General features: G+C 71.5%; 18 protein-coding genes and 3 pseudogenes. 16 read left to right on the plus strand and 5 right to left on the minus strand.

Features of this window, described 5'->3' with window-relative positions; translation table 11 throughout:
- Positions 1 to 149 precede the first annotated feature (149 nt).
- Positions 150 to 836 (plus strand): alpha/beta hydrolase, encoded by a 687-nt coding sequence (locus AB0J08_RS02065; RefSeq protein ID WP_360625373.1) that lies wholly within the window; start codon positions 150 to 152, stop codon positions 834 to 836.
- Positions 837 to 1,285: 449 nt separating this feature from the next.
- Here the strand turns inward: AB0J08_RS02065 and AB0J08_RS02070 are convergent, their stop codons facing one another.
- Both AB0J08_RS02070 and AB0J08_RS02075 read right to left on the minus strand, forming a co-directional pair.
- Positions 1,286 to 2,626 (minus strand): GH1 family beta-glucosidase, encoded by a 1,341-nt coding sequence (locus AB0J08_RS02070; protein ID WP_360625376.1) that lies wholly within the window; start codon positions 2,624 to 2,626, stop codon positions 1,286 to 1,288.
- A 279-nt stretch (positions 2,627 to 2,905) separates the two neighbouring features.
- Entirely contained in the window at positions 2,906 to 3,643 is a 738-nt protein-coding gene (locus tag AB0J08_RS02075) for an SDR family oxidoreductase (RefSeq protein WP_360625379.1), read from the minus strand.
- Positions 3,644 to 3,750: 107 nt separating this feature from the next.
- On the opposite strand from AB0J08_RS02075, the gene AB0J08_RS02080 reads away from it, so the two are divergent.
- Positions 3,751 to 4,233 (plus strand): Rrf2 family transcriptional regulator, encoded by a 483-nt coding sequence (locus tag AB0J08_RS02080; RefSeq protein ID WP_360625382.1) that lies wholly within the window; start codon positions 3,751 to 3,753, stop codon positions 4,231 to 4,233.
- Positions 4,234 to 4,433: 200 nt separating this feature from the next.
- On the opposite strand, the gene AB0J08_RS02085 is transcribed toward AB0J08_RS02080, so the two are convergent.
- The gene (locus AB0J08_RS02085; protein WP_360625385.1) at positions 4,434 to 4,826 is read right to left on the minus strand and encodes a nuclear transport factor 2 family protein; all 393 of its coding nucleotides are present in this window, start codon (positions 4,824 to 4,826) and stop codon (positions 4,434 to 4,436) included.
- A 118-nt stretch (positions 4,827 to 4,944) separates the two neighbouring features.
- On the opposite strand from AB0J08_RS02085, the gene AB0J08_RS02090 reads away from it, so the two are divergent.
- The 8 genes from AB0J08_RS02090 to AB0J08_RS02125 all read left to right on the plus strand — a co-directional run bounded on the left by AB0J08_RS02090 (position 4,945) and on the right by AB0J08_RS02125 (position 13,351).
- Positions 4,945 to 5,400: a MarR family transcriptional regulator gene (locus AB0J08_RS02090; protein ID WP_360625388.1), complete on the plus strand. Its 456-nt coding sequence runs from the start codon at positions 4,945 to 4,947 to the stop codon at positions 5,398 to 5,400.
- A gap of 283 nt (positions 5,401 to 5,683) precedes the next feature.
- Positions 5,684 to 6,274 (plus strand): TetR/AcrR family transcriptional regulator, encoded by a 591-nt coding sequence (locus AB0J08_RS02095; RefSeq protein ID WP_360625391.1) that lies wholly within the window; start codon positions 5,684 to 5,686, stop codon positions 6,272 to 6,274.
- A gap of 76 nt (positions 6,275 to 6,350) precedes the next feature.
- Positions 6,351 to 7,571, plus strand: a complete 1,221-nt coding sequence (locus tag AB0J08_RS02100; protein WP_360625394.1) for an MFS transporter — start codon at positions 6,351 to 6,353, stop codon at positions 7,569 to 7,571.
- Positions 7,572 to 7,650: 79 nt separating this feature from the next.
- Positions 7,651 to 8,586: an MBL fold metallo-hydrolase gene (locus AB0J08_RS02105; protein WP_360625397.1), complete on the plus strand. Its 936-nt coding sequence runs from the start codon at positions 7,651 to 7,653 to the stop codon at positions 8,584 to 8,586.
- A gap of 138 nt (positions 8,587 to 8,724) precedes the next feature.
- A complete protein-coding gene (locus AB0J08_RS02110) occupies positions 8,725 to 8,934 on the plus strand; it encodes a hypothetical protein (protein WP_235486446.1) in 210 nt (69 codons plus the stop codon).
- On the plus strand, positions 8,921 to 10,312 hold the full coding sequence (locus AB0J08_RS02115) for an amidase (RefSeq protein WP_360625400.1): 1,392 nt from the start codon (positions 8,921 to 8,923) through the stop codon (positions 10,310 to 10,312). The genes AB0J08_RS02110 and AB0J08_RS02115 overlap by 14 nt, the downstream gene beginning before the upstream one ends.
- 172 nt (positions 10,313 to 10,484) lie before the next feature.
- Positions 10,485 to 10,961: a hypothetical protein gene (locus tag AB0J08_RS02120; protein ID WP_360625403.1), complete on the plus strand. Its 477-nt coding sequence runs from the start codon at positions 10,485 to 10,487 to the stop codon at positions 10,959 to 10,961.
- Between the two features lie 104 nt (positions 10,962 to 11,065).
- Positions 11,066 to 13,351, plus strand: a complete 2,286-nt coding sequence (locus AB0J08_RS02125) for an NB-ARC domain-containing protein (protein ID WP_360625406.1) — start codon at positions 11,066 to 11,068, stop codon at positions 13,349 to 13,351.
- 136 nt (positions 13,352 to 13,487) lie between these two features.
- On the opposite strand, the pseudogene AB0J08_RS02130 reads toward AB0J08_RS02125, so the two are convergent.
- Positions 13,488 to 13,577, minus strand: a pseudogene (locus AB0J08_RS02130) (IS630 family transposase); the annotation flags it as partial.
- A gap of 28 nt (positions 13,578 to 13,605) precedes the next feature.
- Between AB0J08_RS02130 and AB0J08_RS02135 the strand changes: the two are divergent.
- Positions 13,606 to 13,898 (plus strand): annotated as a pseudogene (locus AB0J08_RS02135) (transposase); the annotation flags it as partial.
- Positions 13,895 to 14,479 (plus strand): AAA family ATPase, encoded by a 585-nt coding sequence (locus AB0J08_RS02140; RefSeq protein WP_360625409.1) that lies wholly within the window; start codon positions 13,895 to 13,897, stop codon positions 14,477 to 14,479. The pseudogene AB0J08_RS02135 and the gene AB0J08_RS02140, both read left to right, overlap by 4 nt.
- A 59-nt stretch (positions 14,480 to 14,538) precedes the next feature.
- On the opposite strand, the pseudogene AB0J08_RS02145 reads toward AB0J08_RS02140, so the two are convergent.
- Positions 14,539 to 14,786, minus strand: a pseudogene (locus tag AB0J08_RS02145) (family 1 glycosylhydrolase); the annotation flags it as partial.
- 235 nt (positions 14,787 to 15,021) lie between these two features.
- Between AB0J08_RS02145 and AB0J08_RS02150 the strand changes: the two are divergent.
- The 4 genes from AB0J08_RS02150 (at position 15,022) to AB0J08_RS02165 (ending at position 19,774) form a co-directional block, all read left to right on the plus strand.
- The gene (locus tag AB0J08_RS02150) at positions 15,022 to 17,466 is read left to right on the plus strand and encodes a glycoside hydrolase N-terminal domain-containing protein (RefSeq protein ID WP_360625412.1); all 2,445 of its coding nucleotides are present in this window, start codon (positions 15,022 to 15,024) and stop codon (positions 17,464 to 17,466) included.
- Positions 17,463 to 17,666: a hypothetical protein gene (locus AB0J08_RS02155; protein WP_360625415.1), complete on the plus strand. Its 204-nt coding sequence runs from the start codon at positions 17,463 to 17,465 to the stop codon at positions 17,664 to 17,666. Before AB0J08_RS02150 ends, AB0J08_RS02155 begins: the two co-directional genes overlap by 4 nt.
- 16 nt (positions 17,667 to 17,682) lie before the next feature.
- A complete protein-coding gene (locus AB0J08_RS02160; protein ID WP_360625418.1) occupies positions 17,683 to 18,384 on the plus strand; it encodes a FadR/GntR family transcriptional regulator in 702 nt (233 codons plus the stop codon).
- 538 nt (positions 18,385 to 18,922) lie between these two features.
- On the plus strand, positions 18,923 to 19,774 hold the full coding sequence (locus AB0J08_RS02165; RefSeq protein WP_360625421.1) for a fumarylacetoacetate hydrolase family protein: 852 nt from the start codon (positions 18,923 to 18,925) through the stop codon (positions 19,772 to 19,774).
- Positions 19,775 to 19,807 lie beyond the last annotated feature (33 nt).

Consider the following 19,807-nt stretch of genomic DNA (forward strand, 5'->3'; position numbering starts at 1 on the left):
GGTGGTCGTCGGCATGGTGCCGGCCTCCGCCCCGCACCGTCGCCACGCGCGTACCAGCCGCCGTCCGCGCACCGCCCCCGTTCCGCCATCGACCGAACACCGAGAGGCCCCTCGTGACCCCTTCCTCACCCTCCTGCGCACCCCGAGGGGTGCTGCTGGTGCACGGCGCATGGCTCACCGGTCATGTTTGGGACGGCGTCGCGGCCGGACTGCGGGCACGTGGTGTCGCCGTGACCGTCGCCGAACTGCACCGTGGGTCCCTGGCAGCCGACATAGCCGCGGCCGAGACCGCACTGGACCAGCTGAGCACGGGCGGCCCCGCCATCGCGTGCGGTCATTCCTACGGCGGCGCCGTCATCACCGGCCTTCCGCCGCGCAGGATCGACCACCTCGTGTACCTCGCCGCGACGATGCCCGACCGCGGCGAGACCGCCCTCGGCCTTCTCGCCAGTGCGCCACCCACTGACCTGGGGACCAGCATGCTCGGTGACCCCGCCGGAACCACGACGATCGACCCGAAGGCTGCGGGAAGACTGTTCCATGCCCAACTCGGCGAAGAAGAACGTGCCCGCCACACCGTCGAACTCGTCCCCCAGATGATGACCCCCGCCCATCAGCCGACGACCAGCGCCGCCTGGCACCAACGACCCAGCACCTACGTCGTCTGCACCGAGGACCGCGCCATGCACCCAGACCTCCAACGCCGATTCGCCGCACGGGCAACCCGCGCGCTCTCCTGGCACAGCGACCACGGAGTCTTCGCGTCTCACGAAGAAGAGACCGTCGAACTACTCCACCAACTGGCCACCGGAAGCCGCCTCACCCCGGCCGACTAGGTGAGGTCTCGCTTCCGCAGGACACCTCCACCCGGACCTCGTCACGTTGCGGGAGTCGCCGGCACGGAGGTCCCGTCGCGGCGGGGCGCGCGGTGCGGGCGTCCCCGGAGTCGCAAGGCGGGCCATCCCCCCGGGCCGCAGCCACCGCGGGCCGCGTCATCCGAACGACCCTCGGGCGTCGCCAAGAGGCCACACACCCCGCGCCATCGGGACGCCAACTACTCGCCCCGGTAGGTACGGTGATGCTCAATCAGGTCCGGTACCAAGCGTACGAGGCCCTGGGCGTGCGCTCCTGCGTCTCGAAGTCGAACATGCACCAGGCCGAAGCGCTGGTGGTACCCCTCAGCCCGTCGAACAGGGTGTCATTATAGCGAGGCCGTTACCGTAAGTCACCATTCTCCCGCAAGTCGACTATCTGGCACCAGAGTTGCCAGCTTCTGCCAGCTTGCCTACTCCGCGAACCGCCTCCGATGGACCGCGATCAGATCCCTGTACCAGGCGTAGGAGGCCCTGGGAGTGCGCTTCTGGGTCTCGAAGTCGACGTGGACCAGACCAAAGCGCTGACTAAACCCCTCCGACCACTCGTAATTATCGATCAGCGACCACGTGTAGTAGCCGCGGACGTCGATGCCTTCGGCGACCGCTTGGGCGAGGGCATCGAGGTGGCCGGCGAGGAAGTCGATGCGGGGCTGGTCGGGGGTGGTGGATTCCTCGACGGAGCAGCCGTTCTCGGTGATGGTGATCGGCGGGAGTGCCGCTCCGTACGACTCCTTCAAGCCGGTCAGAAGTTGGCGGAGCCCGTCGGGGACGACGGGCCAGCCGAAGGCGGTGTGGGGGACGTCGGGGATGTCGACGAGGTCGAAGGGCAGGCCCGGGTCGGTGGGGGCGGCGATACGGGTGGGGTTGTAGTAGTTGACGCCGAGGCCGTCGAGGCCGGGGGTGTGGATGAGGTCGGTGTCTCCGGGACGGATGGCGCCGTAGATGTCGTCGGGGACGCCGAGGGCGGAGAGGTCGGGGTAGGTGCCGAGGAGGACGGGGTCGGTGAACAGACGGTTGTGCAGAGCGTCGTAGGCCCTGGCGGCAGCCCCGTCCTCGGCCGAGTCGGAGGCCGGCCAGACGGGAGTGAGGTTGTTGGAGAGCATCACCTCCAGGCCTCGCTCATGGAGCAGGGAGGCCGCCAAGCCGTGAGCCAGGAGCTGGTGATGGGCGGCAGGGAGCGACTCGAACATCAGGGCGCGTCCGGGGGCGTGGGTGCCCAGCGCATAGCCGAAGACCGTATGCACGAAGGGCTCGTTGAGGGTGATCCAGGCGGGGACGCGGTCGCCGAGCCGGTCCGCGACCACTGCCGCGTACTCGGCGAAGCGGTACGCGGTGTCCCGGTTGAGCCAGCCGCCGGCGTCTTCCAGGGCTTGCGGGAGGTCCCAGTGGAAGAGGGTGGGCAGCGGGGTGATGCCGGCGGCGAGCAGGTCGTCCACCAGGCGGTCGTAGAAGGCGAGTCCGGCGGGGTTGACCGTGGCCGTGCCGGTGGGCAGCACCCGGGGCCAGGCGATGGAGAAGCGGTAGCCGTCCAACCCGAGGCCCTCCATCAGGGCGATGTCCTCGGGGTACCGGTGGTAGTGGTCGCACGCCACCGCACCGGTGTGCCCGTCGCGGACGGCGCCCGGGCGGGCCGAGAAGGTGTCCCACACCGAAGGCCCGCGGCCGTCCTCCTCCACCGCCCCCTCGATCTGATAGGCGGCGGTGGCAACGCCCCAGCGGAATCCCGCCGGCAGGTCGAAACGGTCCGGCATGCCAGCCTCCTGAGATAGACATGAGGAGAGCTCATGTTATCGGCTCGACATCGAAACGCCAGAGGCAGTCGACTGCCACCTCGAGACGCCGATCACCACAGAGGATGGACCCGCTGGACAGGGACTGACCGACCCTGGATCTCACCGAGAGCCCACTTGACCCCCAGCGTTCGAGCCGGCGTCCCCCCATGTTCAGCGATCCGGAGTCAGCAGGTCGGGCCTATCTCGTCCAGCCTCCGTGACGCCTGGGACTGCCTCGTGACACCCAGTCCGTGGCGGTCAGCGGGCCGTCGCGAGCCAGTCCCGGTAGCGGGTGGGGGCCAGGCGGGCGCCGGGGCCGGGGGTGAGGACGTCGCCGGGGACGGCGGCGAACAGGCCGGCCCGGTCGTCGACGAGGACAGGGCGCCGGTCGCCGCGGGCGGCCAGCGTGAGGCGGCCGATCTCGTCGAGCGTGAACCGGTCGGGGCCGGCGACGTCCAGGGTCCCGTCGAGCGGCGCGCCGGTGGCCACGTCGGCGAGGGCGGCGACGACGTCGGCGCTGGCGATCGGCTGGATCGGGGTCGCGGGCAGGCGCACGGCGTTCTCGTCCGAGGTCCAGGACATGGTCGGTTCCATGAACTCGAAGAACTGGGTGGCGCGCACGATCGAGTAGGGCGTCGGGCCGCCGCGCTGCAGTTCCTCCTGGAGCGTCTTGGCGCGGTAGTAGTCCAGCTGGGGCACCTGGTCGACGCCGACGATGGAGAGCGCGACCTGGTGGCGCACGCCCGCCCGCCCGCCCGCGGCCAGCAGGTTGCCGACCGTGGTGCGGAAGAACGCGATCGACTGCTCGTCGAAGGTGGGCGAGTTGGTGACGTTGACGGCCACCTCCGCGCCGGCGAGCGCCTGGTCGAGGCCGGCTCCGGTCAGCAGGTCGACGCCGGAGGAGAGCGAGGCGGTCGTCACCTCGTGGCCGCGGGCGGTGAGCTCGGCGGCGAGCTGGGATCCGATCAGGCCGGTGCCGATGACGGTGATCTTCATGGGGTGCCTTCCTTCGCGGGCCGGGCACGGATGCCCGACCCAAACTCGGACAAGTTCTATCCGAGATGCTACTCGGATATCCTTTGTCCGAGTCAAATGGAGGCGGAATGAAGCTGTCGGGTGGCGTGGAGTGGGCGCTGCACTGCTGCGTGGTGCTGACCGCGGCTGCCGACCCGATCCCGGCCGCCCGGCTGGCCACCCTGCACGACGTGTCGCCCAGCTACCTGGCCAAGCAGTTGCAGGCACTGTCCCGCGCGGGCCTGGTGCATTCGGTGCAGGGCAAGACCGGCGGCTACGTCCTCACCAGGGCGCCCGCCGAGATATCCGTGCTGGACGTAGTACAGGCCGTCGACGGGGCGAACCCCGCCTTCACCTGCACCGAGATCCGCCAGCGCGGTCCACTGGGCACCCCGCCCGAGCAGTGCACCGGACCGTGCCCCATCGCCCGGGTGATGGGCGCCGCCGACGCCGCTTGGCGCGCCTCCCTGGCCGCCGTCACGATCGCCGACCTCGCCGCCTCCGTGACCACGGACAGCGGCCCCGAAGCACTACCAGCCGTCGGCGCCTGGCTGGCCCGCGACCCCGACTGATCCGGACGCGGAGCCCGCGGGCCGGGTCCGCACAGGTCGCGCCTGGCGGTCCGGCACCGCCGGTTCGGTGCGGGCGCGAGTGGGTGGGGCTCGCGAAGGTCGGACGGGTACCGTCGTCGTCCTCCAGGAAACCTACCGGGCGTGCGGCAATCCGGTCGGCACGCTGGTGGCGGACCGCCTCATCAGGTGGGCGATGTGGCTCAGCGGGCGCTGCCGAGGTTCCGGTCGGCGTCGGCACCTTCGAGCATGAGGGTGGTCTCCTCGATGCGACGGAAGCGGCCGTCGGGGGCGAACTCGGCGAAGAGGTAGACCTCCATGCGGACGGTGGAACCGTCGGTCTTGATGACCTCCATCGTGTGGCGGTCGGCGTAGCGGTCGCCGGACGAGAGTTCGTCGTGCACCTCGACCGAACCGCCGGCGACGACCGTGCGCAGATGGGCGATGTGGGCGAGGAACTCGGTGCGGTCGGCCCAGTCGCCGTCGGTGCGCTGGCGGTAGTCGGGGGCGAAGTGCCGGTCGGCGGCCTCGTCGAGGTCGAGGCCCGGAGTCAGGAGCAGGTCGGTGAGGGCGGCGTGGGCGTCGGTGTGCTTCATGGGATTCCTTCGATTGGGTGCGGGAGTGGCCCGCTCTGGATCGATCAGAGATACGTGCCTGGAGCACGCTTCTGACCGTACCAGGAAAAGCGTGCGCCGAGCACGCTAATCTGGAGGGGTGAAGAACTCGACGGGACACGACATCGCCGAGGCACTGGGGCTGCTCCTGCGGCGGAGCACTCGCGCCCGCCTCTACACCCAGCTGACCGAGGGACTGGGGAAGGCGGTCGACGACCTCACCTACCCGGTCCTCAGCGGCCTGGCCCGGACCGGAGCGTGCAGCGCCGCCGACCTGGGCCGCGAGATCGGACTGGACCGCACCACCGTGACCCGCCGCGCCGACCGACTGGAGCAGGCCGGCCTGCTCCAGCGCCAACCCGACCCGACCGACGGCCGCGCGACCCTCCTCGCGCTCACCGGGCAGGGCCACGACATCGTGTCTGTCACCAGACGGCGACTGACGGCCGGCATCGAGGCCTCGCTCGCCACCTGGCCCCAGGCGGACGCCCAAGCCTTCGCACGCCAGCTGCGCCGCTTCGTCGACGAGGGCCCGTTCGCCGTCGAACGCCACTGACGGCCACCGGCCGCCGGGGCCTGCCGGTTCGGCGTGCAAGCTCGGTGTACATGCGCAGATCCGGCAGTGTGGGACTCGCCGCTGGTGGTGAGGCAAGCCGTACTCCCCGTGCCGGGATCGGCAGCCTGGTCCCGGCTCGAAACGGGTGGCTGTTCAGCCGCTTCTGGCGCCTGGTCCGGGGCGGTGCCGTGCTGGCGGGACAGGTGGCTCTGCGGCGTCTGTGCGGAGTGAGCCCCAGGGTTCGGTCGGCCCAGACGCAACTTCTTCGCATTAAGCTGTGCGCATGAGTACTCGAGCGACCACACGCCCCGGCGGGCGCAGCGCACGCGTCCAGCAGTCCGTGCACCAGGCCGTCCGTGATCTGGAGGCGGAGGTGGGGCGGGAAGCGCTCACCGTGCCGCTGATCGCCGCCCGCGCGGGAGTGACGCCGTCCACCGTCTACCGGCGCTGGGGGGACCTGCGGGAACTGCTGTCCGACGTGGCCGTCGAGCGGCTGCGCCCCGACGGCGCGCCGGCCGACCACGGCAGCCTGCGGGCGGACCTGGAGGCATGGGCAGCGCAGTTCGCCGACGAGATGTCCTCGGCGGCGGGCCGCACCTACATCCGCGACGCCCTGCTGGGCGACCCCGAGCAGGGCAATGCGGTTCGCTGCTCCGACTACGCCGCCGAGCAGTTGAAGGCGATCGGTGTGCGCGCGGCCGGGCGCGGGGAGGCCGTGCCCGACGTGGAGACCCTGCTGGACGTCGTCGTCGGCCCCCTGATCTACCGCGTCCTGTTCCGCCCCTCCGATCTGTCGGAGGCTTACACCGGCCATCTGGTGGCGGCAGCGCTCGGCCGTATCGCGTCTCCTCCCGCCCCGTCGCGTAAAAGCTAAATATTTGCGTCTTGGGGAGCAGTGAGCCTACAGTGCTAAACGCAAAGCATTCGCCTTAAGGCTCAGAGGTGCTTCCATGACCGGCGTCACAGCCCTGCCGTCCCACCCCCGCCGCCTGCCCGTGCTGAGCCGCCGCGGTGCCTTCCCGCTCCACGCCTCGGTCCTGGTGGTCCTGCTGGCCGCGTCCAGCGCACCGACCCCGCTCTACGCGCTCTACCAGGCCGCATGGCACTTCTCGGCGATGACGCTCACCGTCGTGTTCAGTGCCTACGCGCTCGCCCTGCTGGTGGCGCTGCTGGCCGCGGGCACGCCGTCGGACCACCTCGGCCGGCGCCCGGTCCTCGCCGGTGCACTGCTGGCCGAAGCCGTCGCGATGGCCGCCTTCGCCACCGCTCAGGGGGTGCCGACGCTGATCGCCGCCCGGATCCTGCAGGGCCTGGCGACCGGCGTGGCCACCAGCGCCGCCGGAGCCGCCCTGCTCGACTTCGAGGACCCCGACCGCCCGGGCCGGGCAACGGTCGCCAACGGCATCACCCCCGTGGCCGGCATGGCGGTCGGGGTGCTGGCCGCCACCGCCCTCGTGCGGTGCGCCCCCGCCCCCACCCGCACCGTCCACCTGCTGCTTCTCCTGCTCTTCACCGCACAGGCCGCCGCAGTCCTGCTCACCCCCGAGACCGCCCACCCCCACCCCGGCGCCTGGCGCTCGCTACGTCCCGCGATCACCGTCGCCCCCGTCTCCCGGCCGGCCCTCGCGCTCGCCGCGCCCGGCATCGCCGCCGCCTGGGCCCTGGGCGGCTTCTACTCCTCCCTCGGCCCCTCGCTCGCCCGACTCATCGACCCCCACACCGCCCGCGCCACCGGTGGCCTGGTCTTCTTCGCTCTGACGGCGGCGGCCGGCCTCGCCGGCCACACCGCCCGGGCGCTGCCCGCCCGCACCGTGAGCCTCGTCGGCACCGCGCTCCTGATCCCGGGAGCCCTGCTGACCCTGAGCGGCCCCCAACTGCACAGCCTGCTCGCGCTGTTCGCCGGCACCGCAGTGGCGGGCGCGGGCTTCGGCGCCGTCACCCAGGGAGCCCTGCGCCTGCTGCTGCCCCCGGCCGCCCCGGGCGAACGCGCCGGCACGCTCGCCGCCTACTACGTCCTCAGCTACCTGGCCATGAGCATCCCCGCCGTCCTTGCCGGCCTGCTGACCAACCTGTACGGCCTGCGGACCGCCGTCTCGCTCCACGCCGCGACCGTCGTCCTGCTGGCCCTGACCGGCCTCACCCGCGCCGTGCGGCAGCCCCGTACCGCCTGACCGAGTGCTGCCCGGCCGCACCGCCCCGCACCGCCCCGCCCTGCCCTGCCCTGCCCCGCCCACAAGGAAGGACCCACCGATGAACACCGCCACGCCCCGTCAGGACAGCACCGCCTTCACGAACACGGGATGGAGCCTCGGCGACATCGCCGTGCGCCGCGTCGACGAGATCGAACTGCCGCGGGAGACCGGACCCTGGCTGCTGCCGGACGCCACCAGGGAGGTGCTGGACGAGGCCTCGTGGCTGCGCCCCGACTTCGCCGACGCCGACGTCCCGCGACTCGCGAGCCACAGCTTCGCGGTGGAGGCCGGCGGACTGCGGATCGTCGTGGACACCGGAATCGGCAACGGCAAGAACCGCGCCAACCCGGCCTGGAACGGTCTCGACACCGAGTTCCTGGAGCGGCTGGCGGCGGCCGGCTTCCCGCCCGAGTCCGTGGACCTGGTGATCACCACGCACCTGCACACCGACCACGTCGGCTGGAACACCCGCCTCGCCGGCGAGGACTGGGTCCCCACCTTCCCGGGCGCCCGCTACCTCACCAGCCGCACCGAATGGGACCACTGGGCCGCCACCGACCTGGACGAGGCCCGCAGCCAGATGTTCCGCGACTCCGTCCACCCGGTGCGCGACAACGGGCAGTACCACCTCGTGGACGTGCCCGAGCAGGGGTGCGAGGTGGCGCCGGGCGTCCTCCTGGTCCCAGCCCCGGGCCACACCCCGGGGCAGGTCGCCGTGGAACTGCGGGGCACCGACCGCCGGGCGCTGATCACCGGCGACAGCATCCACCACCCCGTGCAGCTGTCCCACCCCCACGTCAACAGCTGCGTCGACATCGACCCGGCCCAGGCGATCCGCAGCCGCAGCCGACTGCTCGACGCTCTGGCGAACACCGACGCGCTGCTCCTGGGCACCCACTTCCCGCAGCCCACAGCCGGCACCGTCCACCGGGAGAACGGCCGTTACCGGCTGCTCGCCGAGCCCGGCGTCGAGATCCCGGCCACCGCGGCCTGATCACGCGGTCGGTGCCGCTCTGCCGCCCCCGCACGAGCCGCCGAGCCGCCGCGGCATCCGCAGTCACCTCAAGCGAATCCTTGGCCTTCAAGGCCTCGTCACTCCGTCACTCCAGTCTGACCGAGAGGGAGAACATCCATGTCCGCCGTCGAACTCACACCGCCGGAGGCCGCCCGCTGGGCCGCCCGCGCCGGACTTGTGCTGCCCGCCGAGCGCCACGCCGCGGTCGCCGCGGTCGCCAACCACATCCACAGCGTCGTCTCGGTCCTGCGCGAGCTGGACTTCGCGGACGTCCCGCCCGCCGCCGCCTACCGCGCCGGAGAGGAGAAGCACGATGCAGCCGTATGAGCTGTCCCTCGCCGCCGCCGCGGACGCGATACGTGCCCGGCGACTGTCCCCGGTCGAACTGGTCGACTCCGTCCTCGATCGCATCGAGAAGACGGAGCCGCGCCTCGGCGCCTACGTCACGGTCGCCGCGGAGCAGGCGCGCCGGGCGGCGGGCGAAGCCGAACACGAAGCGGCGCAAGGCCGTTACCGGGGACCGCTGCACGGCATCCCGATGGGGCTCAAGGACCTGATCGATGTCAGCGGGATGGCCACCACGGCCAGCTCCCGGGTCCGCGCCGACCATCGCGCGCCGGCGGACAGCACGGTCGCCGCGCGTCTGAGCACAGCCGGCGCGATCCTGCTCGGCAAGACCCACACCCACGAATTCGCGTTCGGCCTGACCACCCCGCAGACCCGCAACGCCTGGGACCGCGGCCGGGTCGCCGGTGGCTCCAGCGGCGGCTCCGCGGTCGCCGTCGCGTCGGGCACCGCGACCTTCGCCCTGGGCACCGACACCGGCGGGTCGATCCGGGTGCCCGCCGCGCTCAACGGGGTCGTCGGCCTCAAACCGACCTACGGTCTCGTCCCCCGTCACGGCGTCACCTCCCTGTCCTGGTCACTGGACCACGTCGGCCCGATCACCCGCACCGTCGAGGACGCGGCCCTGGTCCTGACCGCGCTGGCCGGACACGATCCGCGCGACCCCGCCTCGCTGTCCGTGCTCACCGCGGACTACCGGCCCGAGGCCGGCACGGACCTGACGGGGCTGCGCATCGGCCTGCCGCGCACCTACTACTTCGACAACGTCCACCCACAGGTGGAGTCCGCCGTCCGGCACGCCATCGGGCAGCTGGAAGCCCTGGGCGCACAGCTCGTCGAGGTCGACATCCCGATGACCCGCTACATCCAGGCCACCCAGTGGGGCCTGATGGTGCCGGAGGCCGGCGCCTACCACGAAGGCAGCCTGCGAACGGTCCCCGAGCTGTACCAGGAGGACGTCCGCATCCTCCTGGAGGCAAGCGAGTTGATGAGCGCCGGTGACTACGTGCGCGCTCAACGCTCCCGCACGCTCATGCGCGCCGAGTGGGCACGGATGCTGGAGGAGGTCGACGTGATCGCCGCCCCGAGCGTCCCGATGCCCGCGGTCGGGGCCGACGAGGAGACGGTCACCTGGCCCGACGGCACGGCCGAGAGCGTCTCCGACGCCTACGTGCGCCTTTGCGCCCCCGCCAACATCACCGGACTGCCCGCCCTCACCGTTCCGGTCGGCCGCGACTCGGCGGGCATGCCCATCGGCATGCAACTGCTCGGTCGGCCCCTCGGTGAGCCCACGCTCCTGCGGGTCGGCCACGCCTACGAGCAGACGCAGCCCGCCCGGGCACTCGCCACAGCGGCCTGATCTTTCGCGCTACTGCAACGGGACTCTGACGCGTGTTCAGATCGTCTGCCCCGAAACCGCGGTGAACCGGCACGACCGCGGACAGGCAGGCGTTCTCGGCCTATCCGCCTGGGCACGGTGCCCGGCTCGCGGTACGGTCGGGGTGACGGTTGCCGACACGGGGGGATTGCACATGCTGTCCGAGGCGCTGACCGCGCTGGCCATGTCCGGTGGGACGGCGGTGATGACCGCGGCCGGGACCTCGGCCTGGGAGGGGTTCCGAAACCGGGTGGCCGCCTGGTTCGGGCGGGGGAACGCCCAGCGCGAGAGCGCTGAGCTGGAGCGTTTGGAACGCACCGCCGCCGAGCTCGCGGCGGCCGAGGGCGGCCAGCTGGAGCGGCTCCGGATCCGGCAGGAGGCCTCCTGGCAGGTCCGGTTCGAGGCGTTCTTGGAGGATCTGCCGGACGACGAGCGCGAGCGCGCGGGCGAGGCTCTGCGCGAGCTGCTCGATGAGCGCGCGGCGCAGGCCCGGGTGTCGGCCGGGGACGGCGGGATGGCGGTCGGCGGAAGCGTGCACATCAGCGCACAGGAAGGCTCGGTCGCCGCCGGTGTGATCCGCGGGGGTGTGCAGATCGGCCACCCTCAGGGGCCGGATCCGTCCAGGGGCTGAACGGACCGGCTACGCCTAGCCCATCACAGACCTCGCCGCCGCCGCCGCTGTTCACGGGCGTACGGGCGAGCAACCACAGCCTCGCCGTCGGTCACGCCGACCACGTGGCCTACTACGCCGGCCGGCGTGCCCCGGCGGCCTGGCCGCACCAGGTCGGGGCGGTTCCGGAGACCGCGGGCTGCTTCCAGCACCGGGCCGTTGTCGGCATCTGCGACACCCCTGCGCGCCACCGGATTCTGGTCGGCACAGCGGGGGCCGGCAAGACCCAGCTGGCCGCGAGCGAGGCCCGGACGGCCTGGCAGGCCGGGCAGCTCGACTTGCTGGTCTGGGTCACCGCCGGCAGCCGCGCGGAGATTCTGACCGCCTATGCCCGGGCCATCGCCGAGATCACTGGTGGTGACCCGGCCGATCCGGAGCAGGGCGCGCGGGAGTTCCTGGCCTGGCTCCGGCCGGGCGGGGGCGGGGAGGCGGTCCGCTGGCTGATCGTCCTGGATGGTCTGGTCGACCCCGAGGATCTGCGTGGGCTCTGGCCTGGGGACCAGCGCGTCGGGCGGACCCTGGTCACCACCTGGCGTCGGGACGTGGCCCGCGAGGGGCTCGGCCGACAGGTGGTCACCGTGCCGTCGTTCAGCTCCGCCGAGGCCTTCGGCTACCTCACGGCGGTGCTCGCCGCGTCCGGGCGAGTCGAACCGCCTGAGCAGCTGGAGGCGCTCGCCCGCGAGTTCGGACACCTGCCGGTCGCGCTCGCGCAGGTGGCCGCCTACCTGGTCAGCACCGGCCTGAGCTGCGCCGACTACCTCCGCCTGCTCCGCGACGAGGGGCGGCAGATGGCCGACCTCGTACCGGACCCTGGCGGACTGCCGGACGGGCAGACCCTGCCGCTGCCGAACGTATGGGACCTCGCGCTGGAGCGCGCCGACGCCCAGGCGCCGGTCGGGACGGCGCGGGCGCTGCTGGAGCTGGCGGCGCCGCTGGCTTCCGACGGCATCCCGGCTGCGGTGCTGACCCCTGCGTTCAGGTATCGCGACCCGGAGGGGACCGCACGCCCGGCGGAGGACGTGGAGCCGGACGGGAGTGCCGCCGAGACGCTCGCGCTGCTGCACCGGTGGAGCCTGCTCGACCACGACCCGGCGGACCAGGACCGGTCCGTGCGGGTCCACCCTGCGGTACAGCGGGCCGTCCGCGAGGGCGTGCCCGCGCGCCGGGCCGCGGAGCTGGTCGACTGGGCCGCCAGCCTGCTCCACGTCGCGTCCCGGAAGTCGGCGGACGAGACGAACGCGGCGTTGTTCTTCATGGTGCCTCCGCATGAGCAGATGTCACATCTGCGTTCGCGCGTCCTCGACTTCGCGCCGGACGTGCTGCGTTCGAATGTCGAGGCGCTGATGCGCAATGCCCCGGTCCTCATGCTGGGATCCGGCGAGCCCGATCTCCGGCACGGCTGGAGTACCGGTGCGCGGCTGCACGACCTCGTGCTCCGGGTGGGCGACGCGCTGGCGGACGACGGCCGGCCACAGGCCGCACTGGACTACTTCTCAGCGCTGCTGCCGACGACGGCCGACCGGCTGGGAGCCCGGCACGAGTCCGTGACGAAACTGCGCGGCCGGATCGCGCGGCTGCGGGCGGAGTCCGGCGATCTCGCCGCCGCCATCACCGAGTACCGGCGGATGATCGACGATCATCTGGCCCTGCTGAACCCGGAGTACGGACTGTTCCCCTCCGAGCGGGTCCGCCTCGTCAAGGAGGTCACCGAGCTGCGTTACCGCCTGGCCCACTGGCTCGAAGAGGCAGGCGACCTGCCGGGCGTCGCAAGTGTCTATCACGACATGCTCGCTGATGATCGGTACACCGCCGCCGTTGACGGACGGACGGGCCCGCCCGACTTCGCTCTGCGCCGCACCGCCGCCGAGTGGCAGGGAAGGGCGGGGGACACCGCCGGGGCAGTGGTCGTGTTTCGCCAGCTCGTCGACGAGCAGTTCCGCACGTACGGGCCGGAGCACCCGCTCGCCTTCGACACCCGCTTCCGCTTCGGCCACTGGCTGGGCGAGTCGGGCGACACGCGAGGGGCCGTGACCGTCCTGACCAACCTGCTCAACGACCAGATCCGCCTGGAGTCGCGCGAGATCGCCCGGCGTTCTCGGGGCGCCTGGTCCAACCCGTACGCGGTAGCCACCGACACCGACCGGTCCGGAATCTTCCACACCCGCGCCGCGCTCGCCCACTGGCGCGGCCGCTCCGGCGACCGTCGCGGCGCGGTTGCCCTGCTCTCCGACCTGCTGAACGAGCAACTGCGCGTACTCCGCCCGGACCACCCCGACCTCGTGACCACCCAGCAGGCACTGACGTACTGGCAGAAACACTCCCGGGGCAGGGGGTGGCTACGAGGGAGGTAGACCTTGGCCGCCCCCCGGTGGCGGCCGGCGCGCGCAGCCGGACCAGCAGTCAGACTCACTGAGCCGCGTTCAGCTCTGCAGCTCCATGGCGACGTGTTCGGCTGCCGGCGTTACAGACTTACCTGACCTCGGCTCGTCAGGGTGAGGCCGGGGTGTCGAGGGTCAGGCCGGTGCCGGCTCTGAAGCCGTCGAGGGTGTCCGGCCGGTGCTGCAGACGCTTGAGCCGAGCAGCGCGGAGACAACCGGCACCGCGACAGATCACCGAGGACCGAGAGGAGCTGCTGGCGTTCTACGACTTCCCGGCCGAGCCCTGGATCCACCTGCGGACCACGAATCCCACGGAGTCCACATTCTCCACCGTCAAACCCGCACCAAGGTCACCCGCGGTGCCGGTAGCCGAGCCGCCGCTCTCGCGATGGTGTTCAAGCTGGTCGAGTCCGCCCAGTCCCGATGGCCCGCGATCACCGGCGCCCACCTGGTCTCCCTCGTCCGCGCGGGAGCCCGCTTCGACAACGGCGTCCTGATCGAGCGCGAGGCCGCAGCATGACGCGCCGCCCGACACTGCTCGTCGTCAGCGGCCCGCCCGGGGCGGGCAAGACGACCCTGGCGCACGCCTTGGCCGACGCTCTGGGCTGGCCGGCGGTCTGCCGTGACGAGATCAAGGAACGCCTGGCCGCCACTGGGGCAGATCCCGCCGATCACTCGAACCTGAAGACGCTGGAGGTGTTCTTTCGCACCATCGGTGACCTCCTGGCCTCGGGAGAGAGCCTGGTGGCAGAGGCGGCCTTCCAGGACCGCCTCTGGCGTCCGGGCCTGGAACCGCTCGCGGATCTGGCCGACATCCGCATCGTGCGCTGCACCATCGATCCCGAAGTCGCCCGCATGCGCATCACCCACCGAGCCGCCGAAGATCCCTCGCGCGCCGTTCATACGGACGCCGAGCTCCTGCAAAGCATCGCGGAAGGCGAGCAGCCGATCGAGTCGTGGGTCCCGATTGCGCTCGACGTCCCCTGCCTGGTCGTGGGAACCACGCAGGGTTGGAACCCATCCCTGACACGGATCGTCGAATTCGCTACACACACCCCCGGGCGGACCTCTGACGATCCACCGCCGATCCACAAGTCTTGACGATTGCTCCTCCGACGCGCGGTGCTTTGACTTGGGCGATACTGCCGTCCGGCATTCGGTGCGATGGAGAAGCGGTAGCCGTCCAGCAGCCCGAGGCCCTTCATCGGGCGATGTCCTCGGGACACCGGTGGTAGTGGTCGCAGGCGACCGCGCCCGCGTGGCCGTCGCGGACGGCGCCGGGGCAGGCGGCGAAGACGTCCCAGACGGACGGGCCGCGCCCGTCCTCCTCGACGGCACCCTTGATCTGTTGGGCGGCGGTGGAGACGCCCCAGCGGAAGCCCGCCGGGAGGTCGAGTCGGTTCGGCACGGCCTGACTCCTTGCTCACCGTGGCGATGGGCCTGCACTCAGTCGAGGCATCAGATATGAGGGCTACTCATGAGGTGCCGAGGCCTCAGACATCGGATGTTCCGGTAAGCCCTGCGCGGGATATTCGGGTGAATACCTTCCACGCTGGCATCGGCCAGGCTAGCCTGGCCGACATTCATTTGATGTATGAGCAGAGCTCTGATCCCAGCCCGACACCGTCAGGAAGGACGCACCCATGTCCGAGACCGCCTTCCCACACCCCGGGCCCGCGCCCGTGAACGGCGTGTCGCGTCGTGGAACCCTACGTACGGCCGCGTCGCCGGACGCACTGTGCGCACTCGACTCCCCGCCGGAGGCCACCGCGGCCGCCACGGCCGTGCCGCGCCCCGCCTCCCTGTCGCTGGTGCCGGCCGACCAGGCCGTCACACTCTGGTACGCCGCGCCCGGCAGCGAGTCCGCGATCCTCGAACGGGGCCTGCCGATCGGCAACGGGCGGCTCGGCGCGATGGTCACCGGTGGCCCGTCCCGCGACGCGCTGTACCTCTCGGACGCCACCCTGTGGACCGGCACCGCCAACGCCACGCTCGATTCGGACGGCCAGTTCCCCTATGGCGCAACCGACTTCGGCACCTTCGGGCTCCTCGCGAAGGCGTACCTGGACCTGCCCACCCATACCACCGCCGCGATCACCGGCTACCGCCGCACGCTCGACCTCTCCAACGGACTGGTGACCGCGTCCTACCAGCTGGGCGGCGTCACCTACCGGCGCGAGATGTACTCCAGCCACCCCGACGACGTCGTCGTCGTCCGGCTCACGCAGAGCGGCGGCGGCTCCTACGCCGGATCGATGACGCTCGCCGGCACCCGGGGCGAGACGGTCACGGCCGACGCCACGGCCGCGAGCGTCTCCTTCGCCGCGGCCCTGCCCAACTCCCTCAGGTACGCGGCCGTGGTGAAGGTGGTCGGCGCCGGAGGCACGGTCTCCGCCTCGGGTGCGAAGGTGAGCTTCACCGGCTGCACGGAGGTGCTGCTGATCATCTCCGGTGGCACCACCTACAAGGCTGACGCGGCCACCGCCTACCAGGACACCGCCGTCGAACCACTCGCGGTCGCGCGGAGCAAGGCGTCGGATGCGGCGGCCGTCTCCGCGACTTCCCTGCTGGCCACGCACGTTGCCGACTACCGGCGGCTCCAGCAGACCATGACGCTCGACCTCGGCACGTCGAGCGCCGCACAGCGGGCCATGGACACGGCCTCCCGGCTCACCGCCCGAGCCAAGCCCGGTTCCGCGCCCGACCCCGAACTCGAAGCCTCGTACCTCCAGTTCGGCCGCTACCTGATGATCTGCGGCTCGCGCGGCAGTCTCCCGCTCAACCTCCAGGGCCTCTGGCTGGACCGGAACACCCCGGCCTGGATGAGCGACTACCACACCGACATCAACGTCCAGATGAACTACTGGCTGCCCGACCGCGTGGGTCTGTCGGAGTGCTTCGACGCCTTCACCGACTACTGCGTCGCCCAACTGCCGGGTTGGCAGGCCACCACCCGCGACCTCTTCCAGGACCCGCGCAACCGGTTCCGCAACACCTCCGGCACCGTGGCCGGCTGGACCCTCGCCATATCCACCAACATCTGTGGCGGCAACGGCTGGTGGTGGCACCCGGCCGGGAACGCCTGGATGTGCAACTCCCTGTACGAGCACTACCAGTACACGCAGGACGCCGGCCACCTCGACCGGATCTACCCACTGCTCAAGGGTGCCTGCGAGTTCTGGGAAGCCCGACTGATCACCGTCACCGTGCCCGACCCGGCGACCGGAGGCACCCGCCAGGTCCTCGTCGACGACCACGACTGGTCGCCCGAGCACGGTCCGGAGGACGCGATCGGCATCACCTACGCGCAGGAACTGGTCTGGCAGCTGTTCCGGAACTACCGCGAAGCCGCGGGCAGGCTCGGCCGGGACACCGCCTACGCCACCATGGTCGGCGGCCTCCAGGACAGGCTGTACCTGCCCGAGGTCAGCGCCACCACCGGCTGGCTGGAGGAGTGGATGAGCGACGACGACCTCGGCGAGACCACCCACCGCCACCTCTCCCCGCTCGCCGGGCTCTTCCCCGGCGACCGCATCGACCTCCAGGACTCCCCGCCCGCCACCATCGCCGGCGCCACCGCCCTGCTCACCGCCCGCGGCATGGTCAGCTTCGGCTGGGCCAGCGCCTGGCGCGCCCTGTGCTGGGCCCGGCTGAAGAACGCCGACAAGGCGTACCAGCTGGTCCTCGCCGTGCTGAAGCCGTCCGTGAACTTCAGCAACGGCACGGGCGTCAACATGTTCGACATGTACAGCTTCGACAACAGCTCGACCTTCCAGATCGACGCCAACTTCGGCACCCCGTCCGCGATGGTCGAGATGCTGGTGCAGTCCCGGCCCGGACGGGTCGAACTGCTCCCGGCGCTGCCCTCGGCCTGGGCCGCGTCCGGCAGCGTCACCGGCGTCGGTGTGCGCGGCGGCCTGACCGTCGACCTGAGCTGGACGTCCGGGCAGGTCACCTCCGCCACACTGCGCGGGGCGGCCGGACTGGGCACCACCGTCGTCTTCGGTGCCTGGAGCAAGGCCGTCACCGTCCCCTCCGGCGGTTCGGTCACCGTGTCTCCTCCGCCCCGGCCCCAGAGCGCCGTGTGACAGTCGGTCAACCGCGGGGCGGCAAGCCGAGCAGCGCCGCCAACCAGCGATTCCGGTTCACCCCTGCCGGGGGCGACGTCTACGAGGCCGACTGCACCCACACCGCCCTGGCCTGGGACGTCGGCGGCGGCTCCCGGCCTGACGCCGTGCAGGCCTCGGCGAGCGGTGTCTATGCTGTAAAGATCAGACGTTTGAGCTAAGAGGGAGCGGATGCGCGTGCCGGTCACCGACGAGGCGATCGACAAGATCAAGGCGATGATCGTCAGTGGCGAACTGCGTCCCGGGGCGAGGCTGCCCAAGGAGGCCGAACTCGCCGAACGGCTCGGCCTCTCCCGCAGTTCGCTGCGCGAGGCCGTGAAGGCCCTCTCGCTGATCAGGGTGCTCGATGTCCGCCAGGGCGACGGTACCTACGTGACCAGCCTGGAACCCGATCTGCTGCTGGACGCGCTGGGCTTCGTGGTCGACTTCCACCAGGACAACACGGTGCTGGACTTCCTGGAGGTACGACGCATCCTGGAACCGGCCGCGACGGCGATGGCCGCGAGCCTCATGTCGGACGAGGACGTCGCCGGTCTGCGGACCGTGCTCGACAGCCTGGGCGACGAGCCCACGCTGGACGAACTGATCGCCAACGATCTGGACTTCCATCAGCGGATCGCCGCCGGTTCCGGCAATGCGGTGCTCTGCTCGCTGGTCGAGGGGCTCTCCGGGCCGACCACCCGCGCCCGGATCTGGCGCGGGGTCACCGAGGAGGGGGCCGTCGAGCGCACCAGGGAGCAGCACGAGGCGATCCTGTCCGCCATCGAAACCCGTCGGCCGGACCTCGCCCACGCCTGGGCCACGGTGCATGTCGCCGGCGTGGAGCAGTGGCTGCGCAAGACGCTCGGATCGTCCGCCTCCGCCCTGCCGCCGCGCTAGCCGACCGGCCGGCGCCACACGTCCAACCGGACCGGCCGGACCCACTCGGCGGCCTGCTGGAGCAGCACAAGGATTGAGGCCGTCCTCCTCCCCGGGGGACGGCCTCAGACGTCCGGTGCTCACCTCGGGGAGCCGGCGGCGAGCCGGTCCTCAACGGCGTCGAGACCGGAGACGTTGGTACCGGCACCCTGTCCCGCGACCAGGATCCGCATCGCGGCGAGGGTCCGCACCGCCGCCCGCAGCGGGTTGCGGGACGGTCCGGATTCCTCGGACGCCGTGCGGCACCGAGGAGCTGACGAGTCCGTCATCCCACTGACACGTGGAGACCTCGGATGAATCCCCGCCGTGACCTGGTGGTTGCCGCCGGCCGACCTGCACCGTTACTGCCAGCTCGACGTCGACGCCCACCCGGACCCGGACAGACCTCGGATGGATCCTTGCACTTCGCCCCGGAGTGCTCCTATGGTCAAGGCACGCGGATTCATCGGATGTCTGCCTCTTTCGCGGGCTGGAACTCCGCATTGACAGGAGGTTTTCCATGAAGCTCCTCCGACTCGGGCCCGTCGGCCAGGAGGTCCCCGCCGTCCAGGACGGTGACGGCCGGACGTACGCCCTCGGCGCTCTCACCCCGGACATCGACGGACCGTTCCTGGCGGACGGCGGCGTCGAGCGGGTCCGCGCGGCGCTGGCGGCGGGCGTCCTCCCGCCGCTGGACACCGAGGGCCTGCGCGTGGGCGCCCCGATCGCCCGCCCCGGCAAGGTCATCTGCGTCGGCCTGAACTACCGTGATCACGCGGAGGAGACCGGTGCCGCCATCCCGGCCCGTCCGGTGGTGTTCATGAAGGACCCGGCCACCGTGGTCGGTGCGTACGACCGGGTGCTGATCCCCCGCGGCTCCACCAGGACCGACTGGGAGGTCGAACTCGCCGTCGTGATCGGCCGTCAGGCCCGCTACCTGGACTCCCCCGAGGACGCTGCGGCGGTGATCGGGGGCTACGCGATCAGCAACGACGTCTCCGAGCGCGAGTTCCAGCTCGACTTCTCGCCGCAGTGGGACCTCGGCAAGTCCTGCGAGACCTTCAACCCGCTCGGCCCCTGGCTGGTCACCGCGGACGAGGTCGCCGACCCCCAGGCCCTCGGCCTGCGCCTGTCCGTGAACGGCGAACCCCGCCAGGACGGCAGCACCAAGAACATGGTCTTCGACGTGGCACACCTCGTCTGGTACCTGAGCCAGTACATGGTGCTCAATCCGGGCGACGTGATCAACACCGGTACCCCGGCCGGGGTCGCCCTCGGCCTGCCCGGCACCCCGTACCTGCGCGCCGGCGACACCGTCGAGCTGGCCATCGACGGCCTCGGCCGACAGTCCCAGACCTTCGCCCAGGCCTGAGCGCCTCCCGTTCCCGCTGAAAGGGCCGGCCCC

Source organism: Kitasatospora sp. NPDC050463 (genome assembly GCF_040655255.1).
GTDB lineage: Bacteria > Actinomycetota > Actinomycetes > Streptomycetales > Streptomycetaceae > Kitasatospora.